Origin of the sequence: Pseudonocardia hierapolitana (assembly GCF_007994075.1) — a bacterium.
Classification (GTDB): Bacteria; Actinomycetota; Actinomycetes; order Mycobacteriales; family Pseudonocardiaceae; genus Pseudonocardia; species Pseudonocardia hierapolitana.
Map to the genome: position 1 here is coordinate 5,919,107 of NZ_VIWU01000001.1, position 16,568 is coordinate 5,935,674.

A 16,568-nucleotide genomic window follows, 5' to 3' on the forward strand; every position below is an offset into this window, starting at 1 on the left:
ACCTCGTGAAAGCCGACCCCGCCGTCCAGCGCCGGCTGCTCGACCTGGCCGAGGTCGACGCCGAGCTGTCGCGGCTCGCGCACCGCCGCCGCACCCTGCCCGAGCACGCCGAGCTCACCGCCGCCGAGGCCGCGGTGCGGGAGGCCAAGGACAAGCTGGTGGAGGTCGAGACCGCCGCGGGTGACCTCGACCGGGACATCCGCCGCCTCGAACGTGACGTCGACGGGGTGCGGACCCGCACCGATCGCGACAACAAGCTGCTCGCCGGGGCCGGGATCAGTGCGAAGCAGGCCGCGGACCTGCAGCACGAGCTGGAGACCCTCGCGCGCAGGCAGGCCGTGCTCGAGGACGAGCAGCTGGAGATCATGGAGCAGCGTGAGGCGGTGGGCGCGGACGTGGAGCACTCGCGCGTCGTGCTGGCCACCGCCGAGCAGGAGCTCGCCGCCGTCACAGAGCGCCGCGACACCGCCCTCCTGGACATCGACACCGCCGAGGCCGGCCGGCGCCGCGCCCGCGACGAGGTCGTTGCCACCCTTCCGGCCGACCTGCTCGCCGCCTACGAGCGGCGCCGCGGGCAGCGCGGGGTGGGTGCGGCGGCCTTGATCGCGCGGCGCTGCCAGGCCTGCCGGCTGGAGCTGGACCGCACGGCGATCTCCGAGCTGAAGGCCGCGCCCGCCGACGACCTGGTCCATTGCGAGGAATGCGGCGTGATCCTCGTGCGCACCGAGGGCTCCGGACTGTGAAGGTCGCGCTGTGAAGGTCGTCGTCGAGGCCGACGGCGGCTCCCGCGGCAATCCGGGTCCCGCCGGTTACGGCGCGGTCGTGCTGGACCCCGACACCGACGAGGTGCTCGTCGAGCGGGCCGAGGGCCTCGGTATCACCACCAACAACGTGGCCGAGTACCAGGGTCTGATCGCCGGGCTGCGCGCCGCCCGGGAGCTGGGCGCCACCGAGGTCGACGTCCGGATGGACTCGAAGCTCGTGGTCGAGCAGATGAGCGGCCGCTGGAAGATCAAGCACCCCGCCATGCGGCCGCTCGCGCAGGAGGCGGCCCAGCTCGCCCGTGAGATCGGCTCCGTGCGATACGAGTGGGTCCCGCGGCTGCGCAACTCCCGTGCCGACGCGCTCGCCAACCAGGCGATGGACGCGCAGGCCTCCGCCCAGTGACGGCGTCCGGCGGCGTCGCCTCCTGGACGGGGCAGGTCGGCACACCGACCCGGCTGCTCCTGCTGCGCCACGGGCAGACGGAACTCTCGGTGCAGCGGCGCTACTCCGGCCACGGCGATCCCGACCTCACCCCGCTCGGCCACGCGCAGGCGGCCGGTGCGGCCGCGCGGCTCGCGGGCGTCCCGAAGATCGCCGCCGTGCTCACCTCCCCGCTGCGGCGGGCCCACCGGACCGCGGAGGCGGTGGCCGCCGCGACGGGTGCGCCGCTCGTCGTCCGGCAGCGGCTGATCGAGACCGACTTCGGCAAGTGGGAGGGCCTCACCTTCGCCGAGGCCCGGGCCCGTGACCCGCAGCTGCACGGCGAGTGGCTCGGCTCCGAGGAGGTCGCCCCGCCCGACGGGGAGAGCTTCGCGGCGGTGGGCCGACGGGTGGCGGCGGAGCTCGCCGACCTCCTGCGGGAGTACCCGGGCGCCACGCTCGTGCTGGTCTCGCACGTCACGCCCATCAAGATGTTGCTGCGCGACGCGTTGCAGGGCGGCCCCGGCGTGCTGTACCGGCTGCACCTGGACCTCGCGTCGCTCTCGATCGTCGACTTCTACCCGGACGGCGGTGCGAGCGTGCGGCTCGTGAACGACACGGGCCACCACCCCGGGCAACCAGACGAGTGAGTCCTGACTCGCGGACGCGGGAGCGGTTCCCGGGTACGGGAGGCGGGGCGACTGCCTGATGGTCTCCGCGGACCGATCAGCACCGGGCGCGGATCATGATCGTTCCGACCCGGCGTCGAGCGCCCCGCCGAGGGCCGTCCCGTGCGACTCGGACCGACCATGCGGGCTCGATCGTTGCGAGACCACCGTGAGCGTCGTCGGGCGGGCGCTCGGGCGCGGCTCGGACGCTTCTATATCTGTCAAGCGGCTGAGGACGCGTTGCTGCTTGTGGTCGTGATGGTCGCGGTGAGGAAGCGGTAGAGCTCGCGCGCGATGTAGCGCTTGAGGCAGCGTCGGATCTCTCGGGTGGTCTTCCCTTCGGCGGTGCGGCGGGCGAGGTAGGCCTTGGTCGTGGGGCAGCTGCGCATGCGGACCATCGCGATGGTGTGCAGTGCGCTGTTGAGGGCGCGGTCACCGCCGCGGTTGAGCCGGTGCCGCTTGATGTGGCCGCTGCTGGCCTCGAGCGGGCTGGCGCCGGCGAGCGCGGCGAAGGCGCCCTCGTTGCGGCAGCGCCCGGGGTGGGAGAAGCTGATGATCGCTTGGGCGGCGCTGATCGGGCCGATGCCGCGGCGGTCGGTCAGCCCGGGAGCGAGGTCGTCCACGATGCGCTGGAGTTCGCGGCTGTTGGCCCGTAGTGCGCGGTGAGACCCTCGCAGTGCGAGAGCGAGGCGCCGGATCTCGGCCTGGCGCACGACCTGCTCGCGGCTGGCATCGCGGGCCGGACGGTGGCGGGCCAGCGCAGCGAGCCTGGTGTCGGTGAGCGTGCCACGGGCGAAGTCACGGTCGCGGTCGTCGCCGCCCAGCAGCAGTGCGCGTAGCCGGTTGGTCTGAGCGGTCGAGCTGTCGGTGAGCTCGTGGCGGGCGTCCATCAGGATCCGGCGTCCATCAGGATCCGGAGCGCTTCGCGGTCACCATCGGCGCGCGGGCTCGGGAGCTGGTCGGCGTCAAGCCGCAGCGCGGTGAGCACGGCCAGGTGCGCGTCGATCGCGTCGGACTTTCCCCGACCGCGACGGGCCTTGCGGTTGGGCTGCTCGCACTCGATCACCATCACACCGGCACCGCTGACTGCGCGCGCTAGTCCGATGCCGTAGCTGCGGGTGCCCTCGATCGCGACGGCGACCCGCGACCCGGGAGCGTGATCGCCGATCCAGGCCAGCAGCTCGGCGTAGCCGCGGGAGTCATTGCTGACCTGGCAGGTCGCGACCGGGGCTCCGGTCGGGAGGGCGATTTCTGCGTCGTGGGTGTCGACACCGACGACGGCGTCGACACGTTCTGCCAACATGGGCACGGGCCTGGTCCTTCTGACGGGGAACGGGTCCAACAGGCGGCACCGGCCCGGGTGAGGGTCACCACGTGGCACATCTGTGACGGGTCACGCCGTAATCGGCGGACAGGCTTCTGATCAGGCCAACCGGTGAGCCGGGCCGGTGCCGGCGACCACGACGGAACAAGTCCGAGACAGGGCACGCCGAAGCGGCCAGATCGATCACGAGTCACATCGGGTCACCGGCACCGAGCCTGACGGTTCTCCACCCAGGAGCACCGCACCGACACACTCACAGATCGATCATGCTCCGGAGGGGGCGCCCGCCCTCGCCACTGCCGCGCGTTCGTGGCTCCGATCGCGGTCGCCATCACTCGGCCGGTCCTCCAGTTGGTGGATCGTTGTGCCCGGTGCACGGAGGGCTTCCCGGCCGCCGGCGGACTCGGGTTGCTGCACCCTGTGATCGGCGGGTCGGTGCGAGCACAGCGGGATCCGGCCGTGTGCGCGCCGCACTGATCACTGCGCGTTCCGCGGAACGCGCCGGGGGTGCTGCTCGGGACGAAACCGTCTCGTGGGCGCGCCGTTCCCGGCTCGGGCCGCCCGGCCTCACGCACCGGTCCTGGGCTGTCGTGGTGTCGATCCGGTTCGCGTCGCACCTCACGTGTGCGGGGTGGCCGGGTTGGGTTCACTACCCCCCGGGGTTACGTGGACGGCCGTCCCCGACCTGGGGGCACGCCCGTTCGGGGACGAGACCGCTGCGGTCGGGTGCCACGCAACCGGCTGTGGTCCCGTTCCGACCTCAGCAGTTCCCAGGAGCCGAAGGCACGACTCGACCCGAGCGGGACATGAGCTGTTCGGTGCGCTCATGCCCCGTTCCTCACTGGTCGGAGGACTGCAGGGCTCGGCGCCTGGGGTGGTCGCGCCGGGGCTTGCCAGGACGGGTTGGGGATCGAGGGTCGGCACCACAGCCAGTTGCGTGGCACCCGACAGCGACGGACTCGTCCCGAACAGGCGTGCCCCCAGCCGGGGACGGCCGTCCACGCAACCCGGGAGGTCGGTAGTGAACCCAACCCGGCCACTCACGCAGGCGAGGGGTCGACCGGGAACAGGCTGGATCACAAGAGCAGCCTGGAAGGGCGGGCGAGCACCGGGCGGCCCGAGCCGGAAACGGCGCGCCCACCGCAGCCCACCCGACCGGATCGTCCCGGCGCCGGCGGCATGATCCGGACTATCGGTTGTCCATGGCTGTGGCCACAACCATGCACACCCGATACCGCGGATCATGGAAGGCAAAATCGCAAGTAGCGGGTGCACAGTGCTGCCACCACAGCACTGGACAACCGACACTGCGGATCATGCCCGCGACCACCACCGAACAGGGCGTGTGATCAGTGACAACGCGACGCGGAGGCGTTTGTTGTAGCCGGATCGGCCGGGCAGGTAGGGAACGCGCCGGGCAGCGCACGCGGGACGCAGCGGGCCTCGGAACGGAACCCGAGTACACACGGCCAGGGTGAGCAGTTCGGCGTCGGAGAGCTTGAACGCCCTCCTGACATGTCCACCACTGGCATTCAGTCGGAGTTGCTCGTCTTGGATCAGCGCCCGAGGTGCGCGGCCCGCGCCTCGAGGTAGCGCTGCTCCGGCGCACTGAGCGTGCCGCGGGCGGCCAGCCGGAACTCGACGACCGCGGCGTCGAGATCGCCGGCAGCCTCCAGCAGGTGGGCGCGCACGGCGTGCAGCCGGTGGTGCCCGGCGAGCGCCGGATCGGTCGCCGCCGCGGTGAGCTGCTCGAGGGCGGCGCGCGGGCCGTGCACCTCGGAGACGGCCACGATCCGGTTGAGCGTCACCATCGGGCCGGGGGAGAGGACCTGCAGGTGGTTGTAGAGCGCGAGGATCTGCGGCCAGTCGGTGTCCTCGGCCAGCGTGGCCTCGTCGTGCACCGCGGCGATCGCGGCCTGCAGCTGGTACGGGCCGATCGGCGCGGTGGCGAGGGTCTCGCTGATCAACGCGGTGCCCTCGGCGATCGCGGCCTCGTCCCAAGCCTGCCGGTCCTGCTCGGCCAGCGGGACGAGGCTGCCGTCGGGTGCGGTGCGCGCGGGGCGGCGGGCGTCCGTGAGCAACATCAGGGCGAGCAGGCCTGCGACCTCGCCGTCCGCGGGCAGGAGGGCGCGCAGCTGCCGCGTGAGCCGGATCGCCTCCGCGGTGAGCTCGACCCGGCCCAGCTCCGTGCCGGAGGTGGCCGTGTAGCCCTCGTTGAAGATCAGGTAGAGCACGTGCAGCGCTGCCGCGATCCGTTCCCCGCGCTCTGCGGGTGGCGGCATCCGGAACTCCGCGCCCGCGGCCTTGATCCGCTGCTTGGCCCGGCTGATCCGCTGCGCGACCGTGGACTCCGGCACCAGGAACGCGCGGGCGATCTCCGCCGTGGTGAGCCCGCCGACCGCCCTCAGCGTGAGTGCCACCTGCGACGGCGGGGTGAGGGCGGGATGGCAGCAGAGCAGGAGCAGGGTGAGGGAGTCGTCGACGGCGGATGCCGGGTCGGGCGGGGGCGGCGTCAGCGCGAAGACGCTCTCCTCCCGCCGCTCGCGGGCCGTGTCCGACCGCCACATCTCGATGCGCCGCCGGGACGCGGTGGTGATCAGCCAGCCCTTCGGGTTGTCCGGCACCCCCTCGGCCGGCCACTGCACGGCGGCGGCGAGCAGCGCCTCCTGGACGGCGTCCTCGCAGGCGTCGAACCCGCCGTGCCGCCGGACGACGGCGACGAGCACCTGCGGGGCCAGTTCCCGTACCAGGTTCCCGACGTCCGTCGGCGTCACCATTCGGTGACGTCCAGGCTCCGCGCCGGCCGCACCTCCACGAGACCCAGTGCCGCCTCGGGGACCTTCGCCGCGATCTCGACGGCCCGCTCCTCGCCCGCGACGTCGAGCAGGTAGATGCCCGCCAGGTGCTCCTTCGCCTCGGCGAACGGGCCGTCGGTCGTGAGCGTCCGGCCCTCGTCGACCCGCACGCGCTTCGTGGTCGAGAGATCGGCCAGCGCGGTGGTGGCCACCAGCTCACCGGACGCCTCCAGCTCCGCGGTCAGGCCCGCGTAGTAGGCGAGCCCCTCGCCGCGTTCGGTCTCGGAGAACTGCTCCCAGAGCTTCCGCGACTCGGCGTTGCTGTAGATCAGGACCACGTACTTCACCGCGCAGGAGCCTCCTTCTCGGCGACCGTGGTGATCGTGCGGAGCGTCTCCTGCATGCCCCGGTGCAGATCGGAGCGGCGGTCCTTCCCGCCGAACAACGTGCCGATGATGAACCAGCCGATCCGCGTGATCGGCCGCGTGACCTCGTAGCTCTCGGTGAGCCGCGTGCCACCGTCCTCGGGCTCCAGCCGGTAGCGCCACACGAGGGTGCCGGCGAACGGTTCGGTGCGGCTGATCGCGAACTCGCGCCCGGGCTCGGCGGCGATCACGATCGGCGTGTTCCGCCACGGCGGGCGGCGCGGGAGCTGGTTGGTGGCGCGGAACCGCGCGCCGACGGCCGGCCCGTCGGCGCCGTCGAGCCAGACGCAGCGGCGGATCTCCGGGCTGAACTCCGTCATCCGGGTCACGTCGGACACGAGCCGGTAGACGGCGTCGGGCGGCGCCTGTACGTGGACGGTCAGCTCGTCGCGGTCGAGGGTCTGCACGATCCGCTCCTTCCGCCGCGGGACCGGAGCGTCCCGCCGCGCCCGGGGCGCGTCAAGCGGTCATGAGCAGGTAGACCCCGACGGTCACGCCGAGCAGCACCACCGCAGCGCGCAGCACGGCCTCGGGAGACCGGCGGGCGACGCGAGCGCCGACGTAGCCCCCGACGAGCGTCGTGGGGGCGAGCGTCCCGACCGCGAGCCAGTCCACCGGCGCGCCGATCGCGAAGTACACGACGGTCACCGTGGCCACCACCAGCGACAGCATCCCCTTCAAGGCGTTGAGCCGCACCAGGGTGTCGTGGGCGAACAGGGAGAGCGTCGCGATGAGGATGACGCCGAGCGCGCCGCCGAAGTACCCGCCGTACACCGCCGCGAGGAACACGGTGGGCAGCAGGGTGGCGAGCCGGTCCGGTGCACCGGGCGTGGGGGCCGTCCAGCGCCGGATCAACGGCTGCAACGCGAACACGGCGCTGGCCAGCAGCACCAGCACCGGTACGACCGCGTCGAACACCGCGCTGGGCAGCACCAGGAGAAGCGCGCAGCCGACCGCCGAGCCGGCGGCCGCCACCACCGAGGTGAGCACGGCGCGCCGTCCCTGTCCCTTCAGGTCGCGCCGGGCGCCCGTGACGATCCCGAGGTAGCCGGGCCACTGCGCGATCGAGTTCGTGACGTTGGCGGCGAGCGGCGGCAGACCCACCGCGAGCAGCGAGGGGAACACCAGCAGGGAGCCGCCGCCGGCAGCAGCGTTCACCGCCCCGGCCACCAGGCCGGCGACGAGGAGGAACGCCAGCGAGCCCGGCGACGCATCGATCACGAAGCCACGGTAATTGCGGCATGCAGCGGATCCCGCGATGCGCGGCCCGCGTCACGCGTGGCGCATGACACCGGAGCGGGCGGAGTATGGGGCCGTGTCCGACGGCGAGGAGAGCGGCGACGCGGTGTGCTGGCTCGGGATGCTGTGCCCCGAGTGCGGTGCCATGCCCAGCGAGGGAACGGACCGCTGCTGGAGGTGCGGCGCGGACCGGCAGACGGGCGAGGAACGCGACGCAACCTGAGAGGTCGGCGGCACGTCCTCAGGTATGACGCCCGAGGAGGCCGCCATGTCCCGCACCCTCCGCCACCTGCTGACCGTCGTGCTCGCCCTCACCGCCGTCGCGCTGCCCCTCCTGGCCGCCACGGTCGCCACACCCGTGCCCGTCGCCACGACGTCCTGCGCCACGCCGTGGGGCAGCACCCCCGAGTGGGTCATGCCGCTGGGCCGCGCCACGCTGACCGCCGTGCGCACCGGCCGGCACGACTGCTTCGACCGCGTCGTGTTCGACCTGGCCGGCCCCGCGGCCGGATACCGCGTGGAGTACGTGGACCAGGTGTTGCAGGACGGCTCCGGCGCCGTGCTCCCGGTGCCCGGCGGCGCCCGGCTGCTCGTGAACGTCAACCACCCGGCCTACGACGACGCGGGCCACCCGACGATCCGGCCGACGCCCACAGCCGGGCAGCAGGTCGCCGACGTGCGCGGCTACCGGACGCTGCGCTCCGTCGTCTACGGGAGCAGCTTCGAGGGCGCCACCACCTTCGGCGTCGGGGTCCGCGCGCAGCTCCCGTTCCGCGTGTTCACCGTCGACGGGTCCCGCGTCGTCGTCGACGTGGCGCACCGCTGGTCCTGAACCGTCCCGAGTAGACTGGCTGGGCGGACGAGCTGGCCGGGCGGCCGCGTCGACGGGCAACCGTCGCCGAGGAAAGTCCGGACTCCGCAGGGCAGGGTGGTTGTCAACGGCAACCCGGGGCGACCCGCGGGAAAGTGCCACAGAAAACAGACCGCCTCGCGCAACCGCGCGGGGTAAGGGTGAAACGGTGGTGTAAGAGACCACCAGCACCCCGGGTGACCGGGGTGGCTCGGTAAACCCCACCCGGAGCAAGGTCAAAAGGCTCCCGCGTGCGGGAGCTGCGCAGGCGTTCGAGGGCGGCCCGTCCGAGCCTGCGGGTAGACCGCTCGAGCCCGCCGGTGACGGCGGGCCTAGATGGATGGTCGCCGAACGGTGCGCCGCAAGGCGCCCGGGAACAGGATCCGGCTTACAGGCCAGCTCGTCCGCCCCACGCCTGTGAGCTGCGGATATGTCATCCGCTCTTGTTCTCGGGGCACACCGGGGGCCGCAGCAGTCGAGATCGCGGCGGCGATCGCGTCAGGGACGGTGTGCGCGGAGACCGTCGACAATTGGGGACCTGACCGTTCAACCGACTCGCCAGGGCTGAGTGACCTGCGATGCTGGCAGCGTGCTGTCGGACCACGCCGGGCCCATCGCCCACGGGTTCGGCTGGGGCGGCCACGTGCACGACATGGCCCTGGCAGCCCGGGGCGAGCAGGGTCGCGTCTGGCGGCTCACCACCGAGCGGGGAACCTACGCGGTCAAGGAGCTCATCGTCCGCCAGACGCCGGCCGATGTGGAGATGGACGTGGCCTTCCAGGAGGCCGTTCTCGCCGCCGGGTCGGTGACGATGCCGCAGCCGATCCGCACCGTCGACGGGGACGTCCTGCTCGAGGTGGCCGGGCAGCAGGTGAGGGCCTACACATGGGTCGACCTGCTGCCGACCGACCTGACCCTCGACTCCGCATCCGTCGGTGCGGCGCTCGCCGCCGTGCACCGCGTGCAGCACCTGCTGGCACGGCCGCTGCACCCTTGGTACTCCGAGCCGGTGGGGGAGGCGCGATGGGCCGATCTCCTGACGGCCGCGCAGGCCGCCCGCGCTCCCTTCGCCGAGGCGTTCCGTGCGGAGGTGCCTCACCTGCTGGCGCTGGAGGCCGTGTTGGAGGCGCCGAGCCGGCTGCAGAACTGCCACCGTGACCTCTGGGCCGACAACATGCTCCCGACCCCGGACGGCGCGATCTGCGTGATCGACTGGGAGAACTGCGGACTGGCGGATCCTTCGCAGGAGGTCCCCATGGCCCTGGTGGACTTCGGCGGCGACGACCAGCGCCGGATCGCCGCGCTCTACCGGGCGTACCTGGACAACGGTGGCCCTGGCCGGGTCAGCGGGCCGGGGTCGTTCACGATGGTGATCGCCCAGTTCGGCCACTTCTGGGAGTCGGCGGTTCGCACCTACGCCGCACCGGAGGCGACCGACGAGCAGCGGGCACACAGCGTGGACCGGGTTGCGGAGCTGCTGGACCGGCCGCTGCGGCCACACCACATCGAGGAGATGCTCGACACCCTGGCCGGGACTGCCCTGTCCGGCGGGTCGGAGCGCCTCCCAGGTGCAGGTCACCTCCATGCGTCCGACGATTGATCTGTCCGCTCCACGGGGCAGCCCTCCGCCCACGCCCGGAGATCGAGGGTCCGTATGGCAGCGCCGGCATGCCGGCCACACCATCCGCTCTTGTTCTCACGTGTTCGGTGCGAGGCTGGGCTCGTGACCGCCGCGCACACCGTGGTCCTGGTCGAGGGAGCCAGTGACGAGTCGGCCATCGAAGCGTTGGCCGAGCGCCGTGGCCGGAATCTGGCGGCCGAGGGCGTCTCCCTCGTGGCGATGGGCGGTGCCACGAACATCGGGACGTACGTCCGCAGGTTCGGCCCGTCCGGGCGCGGTCTCCGGCTGGCTGGTCTCTGCGACGCCGGGGAGGAAGGCGACTTCCGGAGGGGTCTCGAGCGCGGCGGTCTCGGGTCCGGTCCCCGTCGAAGCGATCTCGAGGCGCTCGGATTCTTCGTGTGCGTGGCCGACCTGGAAGACGAGCTGATCCGTGCCCTCGGCACGGCCGCGGTCGAGCGCGTCGTCGAGGCGGCGGGTGAGCTCGGCTCGTTCCGCACGCTCCAGAAGCAGCCCGCGTGGCGCTCGGGCACCACTCATGACCAGCTGCGCCGGTTCATGGGCTCGGGCGGTGGCCGCAAGATCCGCTACTCCGGCACGCTCGTCGCGGCGCTCGATCTCGACCGCGCCCCGCGGCCGCTGGACATGCTGCTGGCCCACCTGCTGGACCGGTGACGCGGATTCTCGGGATACCGATGGTGCTCGCGCTCGTGGGGTGAGGTGCCTCACGCGGCTGTCACAGCGACCCGTCCCGCGGGGTCTGGAGGTCGACTCCGAGCACACACGAAGGAGAAGTCGTGAACCTCGCACTGTGGATCGCCGCCGGACTGCTGGCCGCCGTCGCCCTCGCCGGCGGCATCAGCAAGACGTTCGTCCCGAAGGAGAAGTTGGCTGCGCACGAGGGCGGGCAATGGACCGCAGACGCCGGTGTCGGCTTCGTCAAGACCCTCGGGATCCTCGAGCTCCTGGCCGCGGTCGGCCTGATCCTGCCCGCCGTGCTCGGCATCGCACCGGTCATGGTGGCGGTGACCGCTGTCTGCTGGATCCTGCTCATGATCGGCGCGATGATCACCCATGGCCGATACGGCCAGTTCAAGCTCGTGCTGCTGAACGCGGTCTACCTCGCGCTCGCGGCCTTCGTCGCGTGGGGCCGCTTCGGCGTCGAGTCCTTCACCGCGTGACGACCACGAGCGTGTCTCCCGCGCTCCAAGAGCGTGTGCGTCCGAATGCCGGACTCGCCGTCCCAGGCGCACGACTCGCCGGTCGAAACGCCCGACTCGCGCGCACCCAGACCGCGACTCGCGCGCACCCAGACCGCGACGGGTCTCCGGGTCCTGGAGAAACCCTCAGGAGGTGGGGGCGAGGCCACGGGCGATGGCCCCGGTGACGGTCTCGATGTAGCGGGTGAGCTGATGGCCGCCGGGGTCGTAGCTGGGGTTGACCTCGGTGAGGACGATGGCGGCCAGGGCAGGCGCCCCGCAGAGGACGGCCAGCACCTCGCCTGCGGCGCGGAGCGAGATCCCGGTGCCGTAGTGGGGGAAGTTGGCGAGAGGTAGGTCGCGCGAGTCCACGGCGTCCACGTCGAAGTGGACGATCAGGCTCGACGCGTGGCTCTGCACCGCGGCCAATGCGGTCCGTGCACAACCGGCGGGATCGGCTCGGACCTGGTGATCGGCGAAGTGGACCAGCGCGGGACGATCGCGCAGCACGCCTGCGGCGTAGGTTTCAGGGTCGCTCTCGTCGTAGCCGAGGAGGGCGAGTCGTTCGTCGGTCAGCATCGGCGGGCCGGCACCCAGACGGGCCAGTTCGGTGTCGGCGAGCCCGAGCAGGTGGGCGATGCCCATGGCGTCGAGCACACCGCTCCCGGTCGTCTCCGGCGTTGCCAGGTCGGCGTCCCCGTCCAGGTAGAGCAGGCCGACGGCGGGATCCTGGCGCTGGGCGCCGGCCACCACGCCGAGGCTGATGGTGCAGTCGCCGCCGAGGATCAGCGGTAGTGCACCGCCGGCCAGTGCGTCGCCGACGGCATCGGCGACGGCCCGGGCGACTCGAACCACCGCGGCCAGGTTCCGGGCGTTCGAGCCCATGTCGTCGGCGACGAAGACCTCGTGCACCAGGTCCCCGCGGTCCTCGACGGTCACGCCTGCGGCGCGGAGCCGCTCGATCAACCCACCGGCGCGCAAGGCGGCAGGTGCCCGGTCCTGCCCGGCGTGATGCGTGCCGGCGCTGCTGGCAACTCCGATCACGGCCACCCGAGGACTCGTCACGATCGGCATTCTTCAACGCCGGAGGGCGATCGGCCATCAACGCGAGGCACGGCGGCAGCGCAGGTGCAGGAAGAACGGTCGCTGCGCCGCCCCGGCGAGCCGCGGTTCCGCCTCCAGCGTGGCCGCGTCCGGGCGCGGCTCCCGCAGTGCCTCGACGACGAACCCGGCCTGCTCGAGGGCGAGCGTGTAGTACTCCAACGGCCGGTCTATCGAGTCGAAGGTCATCGTCAGCCCGTTGGACTCGACGGAGTCCGCCGCGCGCTGGTGCTCGAAGTAGTCCACCAGTCGATCGGCGGGCCGGTTGAGCGGATGCACGATCGCGGCGCAGAGGAGTCCGTCCGGTTCCAGTACGCGGGCCGTCTCGGCGATCGCGGCCGCCGGGTCGTCCATGTCGTGCAGGCTCATGAACGCGACGACCAGGTCGACGGCGCCGTCGTCGAGCGGGATCGCGCAGGCGTCGGCCTCGAGCACGCGGTCGTAGCCGCCCGAGTCGCGGGCGAGCGCGGCGAGTGTGGGTGAGCTGTCGAGCCCGATGAGCCGGTACCCGGCGGGATTCAACAGCCGGCCCAGGCGACCCTCGCCGCAGCCCAGATCGAGGGTCAGCCGCCCCGGTGCGGGCAGCACCCGCTCGAACGCCGGCCAGTTGAGCCTCGTGAAGTGCACGTCGTGACCGGGGGTGCGGGCCCACGCCGGCCATTCGGTGGCCCGCCGCTCCCACGCTTCCTCGAGACGATCTCCCATCCGCCGTCCTCAGCGGCCGGTCCAGCGGGCCGGGCGCTTCTCCAGGAAGGCGGCCACGCCCTCGACGGCGTCGGCCGAGACACGGGCCCGGTCCCGGGCGAGGGCGGTCTCGGCCCATCCGTGCTCGTCGGCCGCCACATGGGCGGCCTCGATCGCGCGCAGTGTCTCCCGGACGGCGATCGGGGCCCTGTCGGCGATCCGCTCGGCGAGTGCGAGCGCCTCCTCGACGGCCTCGCCGGGCTCGGTCAGCCGGTTGACCAGGCCGAGCTCGTACGCCCGCCGGGCGGGCAGCGGGTCGCCGGTGAGGAGGAGCTCGCGGGCCACGTTGAGGGGCAGCGCCCGCGGTCCGCGGAACAGGCCGCCGCACTCGGCGATCAGGCCCAGCCCGACCTCGGGGAACGAGAACGTCGCCGAGCGCGAGGCCACGATCATCGTGGCGGACAGCGCGATCTCGAACCCGCCACCCGCCGCGACTCCCTCGACGGCCGCGATCAGGGGCTTGCGCATCCGACGGCCCGCGATCCCGTACGGCCCGCCCCGCTCGGTCGGCTCGCCTGCCCAGGCCCGGATGTCGGTGCCTGCCGAGAAGAAGTCCGGGCCGCCCGTGAGGACGGCGACGAACGCGCCTTCGTCGTCCTCGAAGTCGTTGAGCGCGTCGTCGAGCGCCGTGGTCAGGGCGCTGTCGAACGCGTTGCGCTTCGCCTGCCGGTCGAGGGTGAGCAGGTGCACCGCGTTCCGTCGCTCCACCCGCACCAGCACGGATCGACCCTAACGCCGCGAGCCCGATCGCGCGGGAGACGACCGGGCTCGCGACGCCTCGGGAGTCAGAGGGCCGACCGCAACCCGGCGCCGATCTCGAGCAGGCGCGCCGCGTGCTTGCGGGCGTGGTGGCCGCAGAAGTGGAGCTCGCCCCCGGTGGTCAGCGTGACCTTCACCAGGGCCGCCGCGCCGCAACGGTCGCAGCGTTCGGGTCGGGCGAGTGGGGCCGGAACGGCGGGGACACGCGCGCTCGCGGGCGTCGTGGTGCTCATCTCGATCACCTTCCGATCGCTCACTTGTCGTTGCCGGAAAGGGTCCGCGCGACGCACCCCTCCGGCCAGCCTGCTGGCACCACGACCGCATGGGGCAGGCCCGCAGGTCGGGATGGGGGCTGACCCCACCCGGGTGCTCAGCCGTCGCGCAGCCGGATCTCCGCGACCAGCTGTGCGTGGTCGGAGACGATCCGGTCCCGGTCGTCGTTGCTCAGGCGGCTGTCGAAGAGGTGGTCGTTGAAGTAGCGGACGTTCGCCACCTCGCCGATGTGCTGCGGGTTGCCGTCGTAGAACTCCTGGCTGACCAGGACGTGGTCGAGGTTCTCGTAGTGGCCGTTGAAGATGTGCGTGTAGCTGACGTCGCGGCCTGCGAGCCGGGAGTTGATCTCGTGCGCCGAGTACAGCACCCGGTCCCAGTACGCGGGCTTCTGCTCCCGCCGGGGCCAGAACCGGGACGGCTCGTCGCCCATCACGATGTCCGTGGTGACCGCGCGGGTCGCGTCGTTGAGGTCGCCGAGGACGATCGCGGGACGTGCGTTGCCGACGATCTCGTCGAGGACGAGGAACCGCAGCGCCGCCGCCTCGGACGCCCGCCGGACGAGCGCCCTCGCCTTTCCGAGGGCCTCTTCGCGGGGCTCGTGCTCGTCGGCGCCCGCTGCGCGGATCGGGCGCTTCGACTTGAGGTGCACCACGAACACCGTGACCTCGCGCGTCTCGTCCAGGCGCAGGCGGGCCCGCAGCACCGGCCGGCTGAAGTTGCCGACCGGCAGCGCGACGCCCTCGGCGGGGACGTCGACGCCTGCGGGGAACCTCTCGACGGTGGTGGCCGCCTCTGTCACGGGAAGGCGCGTGGCCAGGCCGAGCCGCGGCCCGCTCACCCCGTCCGCCCCCGGCGCGACGACGGTGCCCCCGGTGTAGAGCCCCGACCGCTTGCAGACCTCCTGCAGCGCCTCCGCGTGGAACACCTCCTGGAAGCCGACCACGTCGGCGTCCATCCGGCGCAGCTGCTCGGCGATCCAGTCGGCCTTCCGATCGAACTCCGTCGACGTGTACGGCCGCTGGTCCGGGTAGAACTGCTCGCCGGGCCGCGCGAGGTTCAGGACGTTGAACGTGCCCACCTTGACATCCACCATGGCGACCTCCCCGGCACATCGACGCTCGCACACGGTGGAGCGGACGTTACAGCTCGCGCACGACGGCATCGGCGGGCAGCGCGAGCCGACAGCCGGCGCTCGCGCCCGTCCTCACGGGCTCGAATCCGCCAGGTCCGCCGGCAGCACCGGCTCGGTCAGGAGCCGCCGGACGCGCGCGGGCCGGTCCGAGTGGTCGAGCCAGGTCCGCAGCAGTCGCCAGCCGTGGAAGTAGCCCAGGACGTAGCTGCGCATGCCGGGGGAGCGGAGGAAACCCAGCGCCCAGCTGATCTCGGCCTCGGTGAGCAGCGCCCAGCGCGTCAGATGGTCGGCGATCTCGGCGTCGGGACGGCCCTCCCCGGCGAGCAGGGCCGCATTTCCCCATGCGCCCCACAGCGCGTTGCGGGCGTCGTGGATCGCGGCGAGGTCGCCGCCGACGCTGATCCCGACCTCGTCGGTGAGCCAGCGCTGCGCCTCGTCGCCGGGGAAGGCGATCTCCTGGGCGTGCAGCCCGAGCCCCTCGCTGACCACGAACGGCGGGGAGATCATGAAGCGGATCCGGTGCTCCGGCCGGTCGGCCAGGTGGATGTCCTTGAGCAGGGACTCGGCGATGTGCCCGGGGAACCCCTCGTGCGCGACGACGTAGAGCAGGTCCGCGCCGTTGAACGGCTGGGCGTCGCTCACGTGGAGCGTGCCCCGGTTCCCGCCTGCGTAGTGCCCGCGGTGCGGGCCCGGGTCCAGCCGGACGTCGACGTCCACGTCGGCCGGGAGCTCGACGATCGCGCGGGTGCGCGCGACGGTCTCGGCGATCGCGCGGCGCACCAGTTCCGGGAGGCGATCGGCCGGGACGGCGTGGGCCTGCTGCCAGGCGTGCAGCCGCTCGGCAGGCGACCCGGGCCCGGGCGGGAGTGCGGAGGCGAGCCGGGAGTGGGCGTCGGCGAGCAGGTCCTCCGGCACGGGGTCGATCGGCACGCCGAGGCACTGCCGGGCGTGCTCGGCGAACGGGACGCCGGGGTCGGCGAGCTGGAGCGACGTGGCGCGCATCGCCGTGAGCTGCGCGGCGAGGAACGCCCCGCGCTCGCCGTCGACCGGGATGCGCTCCTGCAGCGCCCCGCACTCCTCGACGAGTCGCGCGGGTGGGATGGGCTCCTCGGCGGCAACCGCCGCCCGCCACTCCTGCGGGCCGTCGTAGATGAGCGCACCGCCACCCAGGTGCCGGTCGATCCGCAGGGCGAGGGTGGCGTAGGCGCGCAGCCAATCTTGAGTCACCATGGCTCAACTATGACAAGGTTGAGCCG

At 72.5% G+C, this 16,568-nt stretch carries 17 protein-coding genes, 1 other RNA gene and 2 pseudogenes; 7 read left to right on the plus strand and 13 right to left on the minus strand.

The window, feature by feature from the left end:
- Positions 1-5: 5 nt before the first annotated feature.
- Positions 6-743: a zinc ribbon domain-containing protein gene (locus FHX44_RS28210; protein ID WP_147258564.1), complete on the plus strand. Its 738-nt coding sequence runs from the start codon at positions 6-8 to the stop codon at positions 741-743.
- Between the two features lie 10 nt (positions 744-753).
- Positions 754-1,835 (plus strand): annotated as a pseudogene (locus FHX44_RS44290) (histidine phosphatase family protein).
- A gap of 239 nt (positions 1,836-2,074) precedes the next feature.
- On the opposite strand, the gene FHX44_RS28220 reads toward FHX44_RS44290, so the two are convergent.
- The 7 genes and pseudogenes from FHX44_RS28220 to FHX44_RS28245 form a co-directional block, all read right to left on the minus strand.
- A complete protein-coding gene (locus FHX44_RS28220; RefSeq protein ID WP_147258565.1) occupies positions 2,075-2,743 on the minus strand; it encodes a transposase in 669 nt (222 codons plus the stop codon).
- Positions 2,743-3,156, minus strand: a complete 414-nt coding sequence (locus tag FHX44_RS28225; protein ID WP_147258566.1) for an IS110 family transposase — start codon at positions 3,154-3,156, stop codon at positions 2,743-2,745. The genes FHX44_RS28220 and FHX44_RS28225 overlap by 1 nt, the downstream gene beginning before the upstream one ends.
- A gap of 1,353 nt (positions 3,157-4,509) precedes the next feature.
- Positions 4,510-4,677, minus strand: a pseudogene (locus tag FHX44_RS44295) (IS982 family transposase); the annotation flags it as partial.
- A 56-nt stretch (positions 4,678-4,733) separates the two neighbouring features.
- Positions 4,734-5,954 carry an RNA polymerase sigma factor gene (locus tag FHX44_RS28230; RefSeq protein WP_147258567.1) on the minus strand — a complete coding sequence of 407 codons (1,221 nt, stop codon included), beginning with the start codon at positions 5,952-5,954 and terminating at the stop codon, positions 4,734-4,736.
- On the minus strand, positions 5,948-6,319 hold the full coding sequence (locus tag FHX44_RS28235) for a YciI family protein (RefSeq protein ID WP_147258568.1): 372 nt from the start codon (positions 6,317-6,319) through the stop codon (positions 5,948-5,950). Before FHX44_RS28235 ends, FHX44_RS28230 begins: the two co-directional genes overlap by 7 nt.
- Complete coding sequence (locus FHX44_RS28240) at positions 6,316-6,804, minus strand: SRPBCC family protein (RefSeq protein ID WP_147258569.1); 489 nt, start codon at positions 6,802-6,804, stop codon at positions 6,316-6,318. Before FHX44_RS28240 ends, FHX44_RS28235 begins: the two co-directional genes overlap by 4 nt.
- A 52-nt stretch (positions 6,805-6,856) precedes the next feature.
- Positions 6,857-7,618 carry a sulfite exporter TauE/SafE family protein gene (locus FHX44_RS28245; protein WP_147258570.1) on the minus strand — a complete coding sequence of 254 codons (762 nt, stop codon included), beginning with the start codon at positions 7,616-7,618 and terminating at the stop codon, positions 6,857-6,859.
- A 286-nt stretch (positions 7,619-7,904) separates the two neighbouring features.
- Between FHX44_RS28245 and FHX44_RS28255 the strand changes: the two genes are divergently transcribed.
- From FHX44_RS28255 to FHX44_RS28275, 5 genes are all read left to right on the plus strand, one after another.
- Positions 7,905-8,468 (plus strand): AMIN-like domain-containing (lipo)protein, encoded by a 564-nt coding sequence (locus tag FHX44_RS28255; RefSeq protein ID WP_147258572.1) that lies wholly within the window; start codon positions 7,905-7,907, stop codon positions 8,466-8,468.
- Between the two features lie 28 nt (positions 8,469-8,496).
- Positions 8,497-8,893: RNase P RNA component class A (rnpB, locus tag FHX44_RS28260), an RNA gene on the plus strand.
- Positions 8,894-9,075: 182 nt separating this feature from the next.
- Positions 9,076-10,086 carry a phosphotransferase enzyme family protein gene (locus FHX44_RS28265; RefSeq protein WP_147258573.1) on the plus strand — a complete coding sequence of 337 codons (1,011 nt, stop codon included), beginning with the start codon at positions 9,076-9,078 and terminating at the stop codon, positions 10,084-10,086.
- Positions 10,087-10,209: 123 nt separating this feature from the next.
- Complete coding sequence (locus tag FHX44_RS28270) at positions 10,210-10,779, plus strand: TOPRIM nucleotidyl transferase/hydrolase domain-containing protein (RefSeq protein ID WP_147258574.1); 570 nt, start codon at positions 10,210-10,212, stop codon at positions 10,777-10,779.
- A gap of 122 nt (positions 10,780-10,901) precedes the next feature.
- Positions 10,902-11,285 (plus strand): DoxX family protein, encoded by a 384-nt coding sequence (locus FHX44_RS28275; protein WP_147258575.1) that lies wholly within the window; start codon positions 10,902-10,904, stop codon positions 11,283-11,285.
- 165 nt (positions 11,286-11,450) lie between these two features.
- On the opposite strand, the gene FHX44_RS28280 is transcribed toward FHX44_RS28275, so the two are convergent.
- The 6 genes from FHX44_RS28280 to FHX44_RS28305 all read right to left on the minus strand — a co-directional run bounded on the left by FHX44_RS28280 (position 11,451) and on the right by FHX44_RS28305 (position 16,542).
- Positions 11,451-12,368, minus strand: a complete 918-nt coding sequence (locus FHX44_RS28280) for an arginase family protein (RefSeq protein WP_170309074.1) — start codon at positions 12,366-12,368, stop codon at positions 11,451-11,453.
- A gap of 36 nt (positions 12,369-12,404) precedes the next feature.
- A complete protein-coding gene (locus tag FHX44_RS28285; RefSeq protein ID WP_147258577.1) occupies positions 12,405-13,109 on the minus strand; it encodes a class I SAM-dependent DNA methyltransferase in 705 nt (234 codons plus the stop codon).
- A gap of 9 nt (positions 13,110-13,118) precedes the next feature.
- Positions 13,119-13,868 (minus strand): enoyl-CoA hydratase-related protein, encoded by a 750-nt coding sequence (locus tag FHX44_RS28290; RefSeq protein WP_147258578.1) that lies wholly within the window; start codon positions 13,866-13,868, stop codon positions 13,119-13,121.
- Between the two features lie 65 nt (positions 13,869-13,933).
- Positions 13,934-14,140 (minus strand): DUF7455 domain-containing protein, encoded by a 207-nt coding sequence (locus FHX44_RS28295; RefSeq protein ID WP_147258579.1) that lies wholly within the window; start codon positions 14,138-14,140, stop codon positions 13,934-13,936.
- Between the two features lie 137 nt (positions 14,141-14,277).
- Positions 14,278-15,273, minus strand: a complete 996-nt coding sequence (locus tag FHX44_RS28300; protein WP_170309075.1) for an endonuclease/exonuclease/phosphatase family protein — start codon at positions 15,271-15,273, stop codon at positions 14,278-14,280.
- A gap of 111 nt (positions 15,274-15,384) precedes the next feature.
- A complete protein-coding gene (locus FHX44_RS28305) occupies positions 15,385-16,542 on the minus strand; it encodes a hypothetical protein (protein WP_246170635.1) in 1,158 nt (385 codons plus the stop codon).
- Positions 16,543-16,568: the final 26 nt, after the last annotated feature.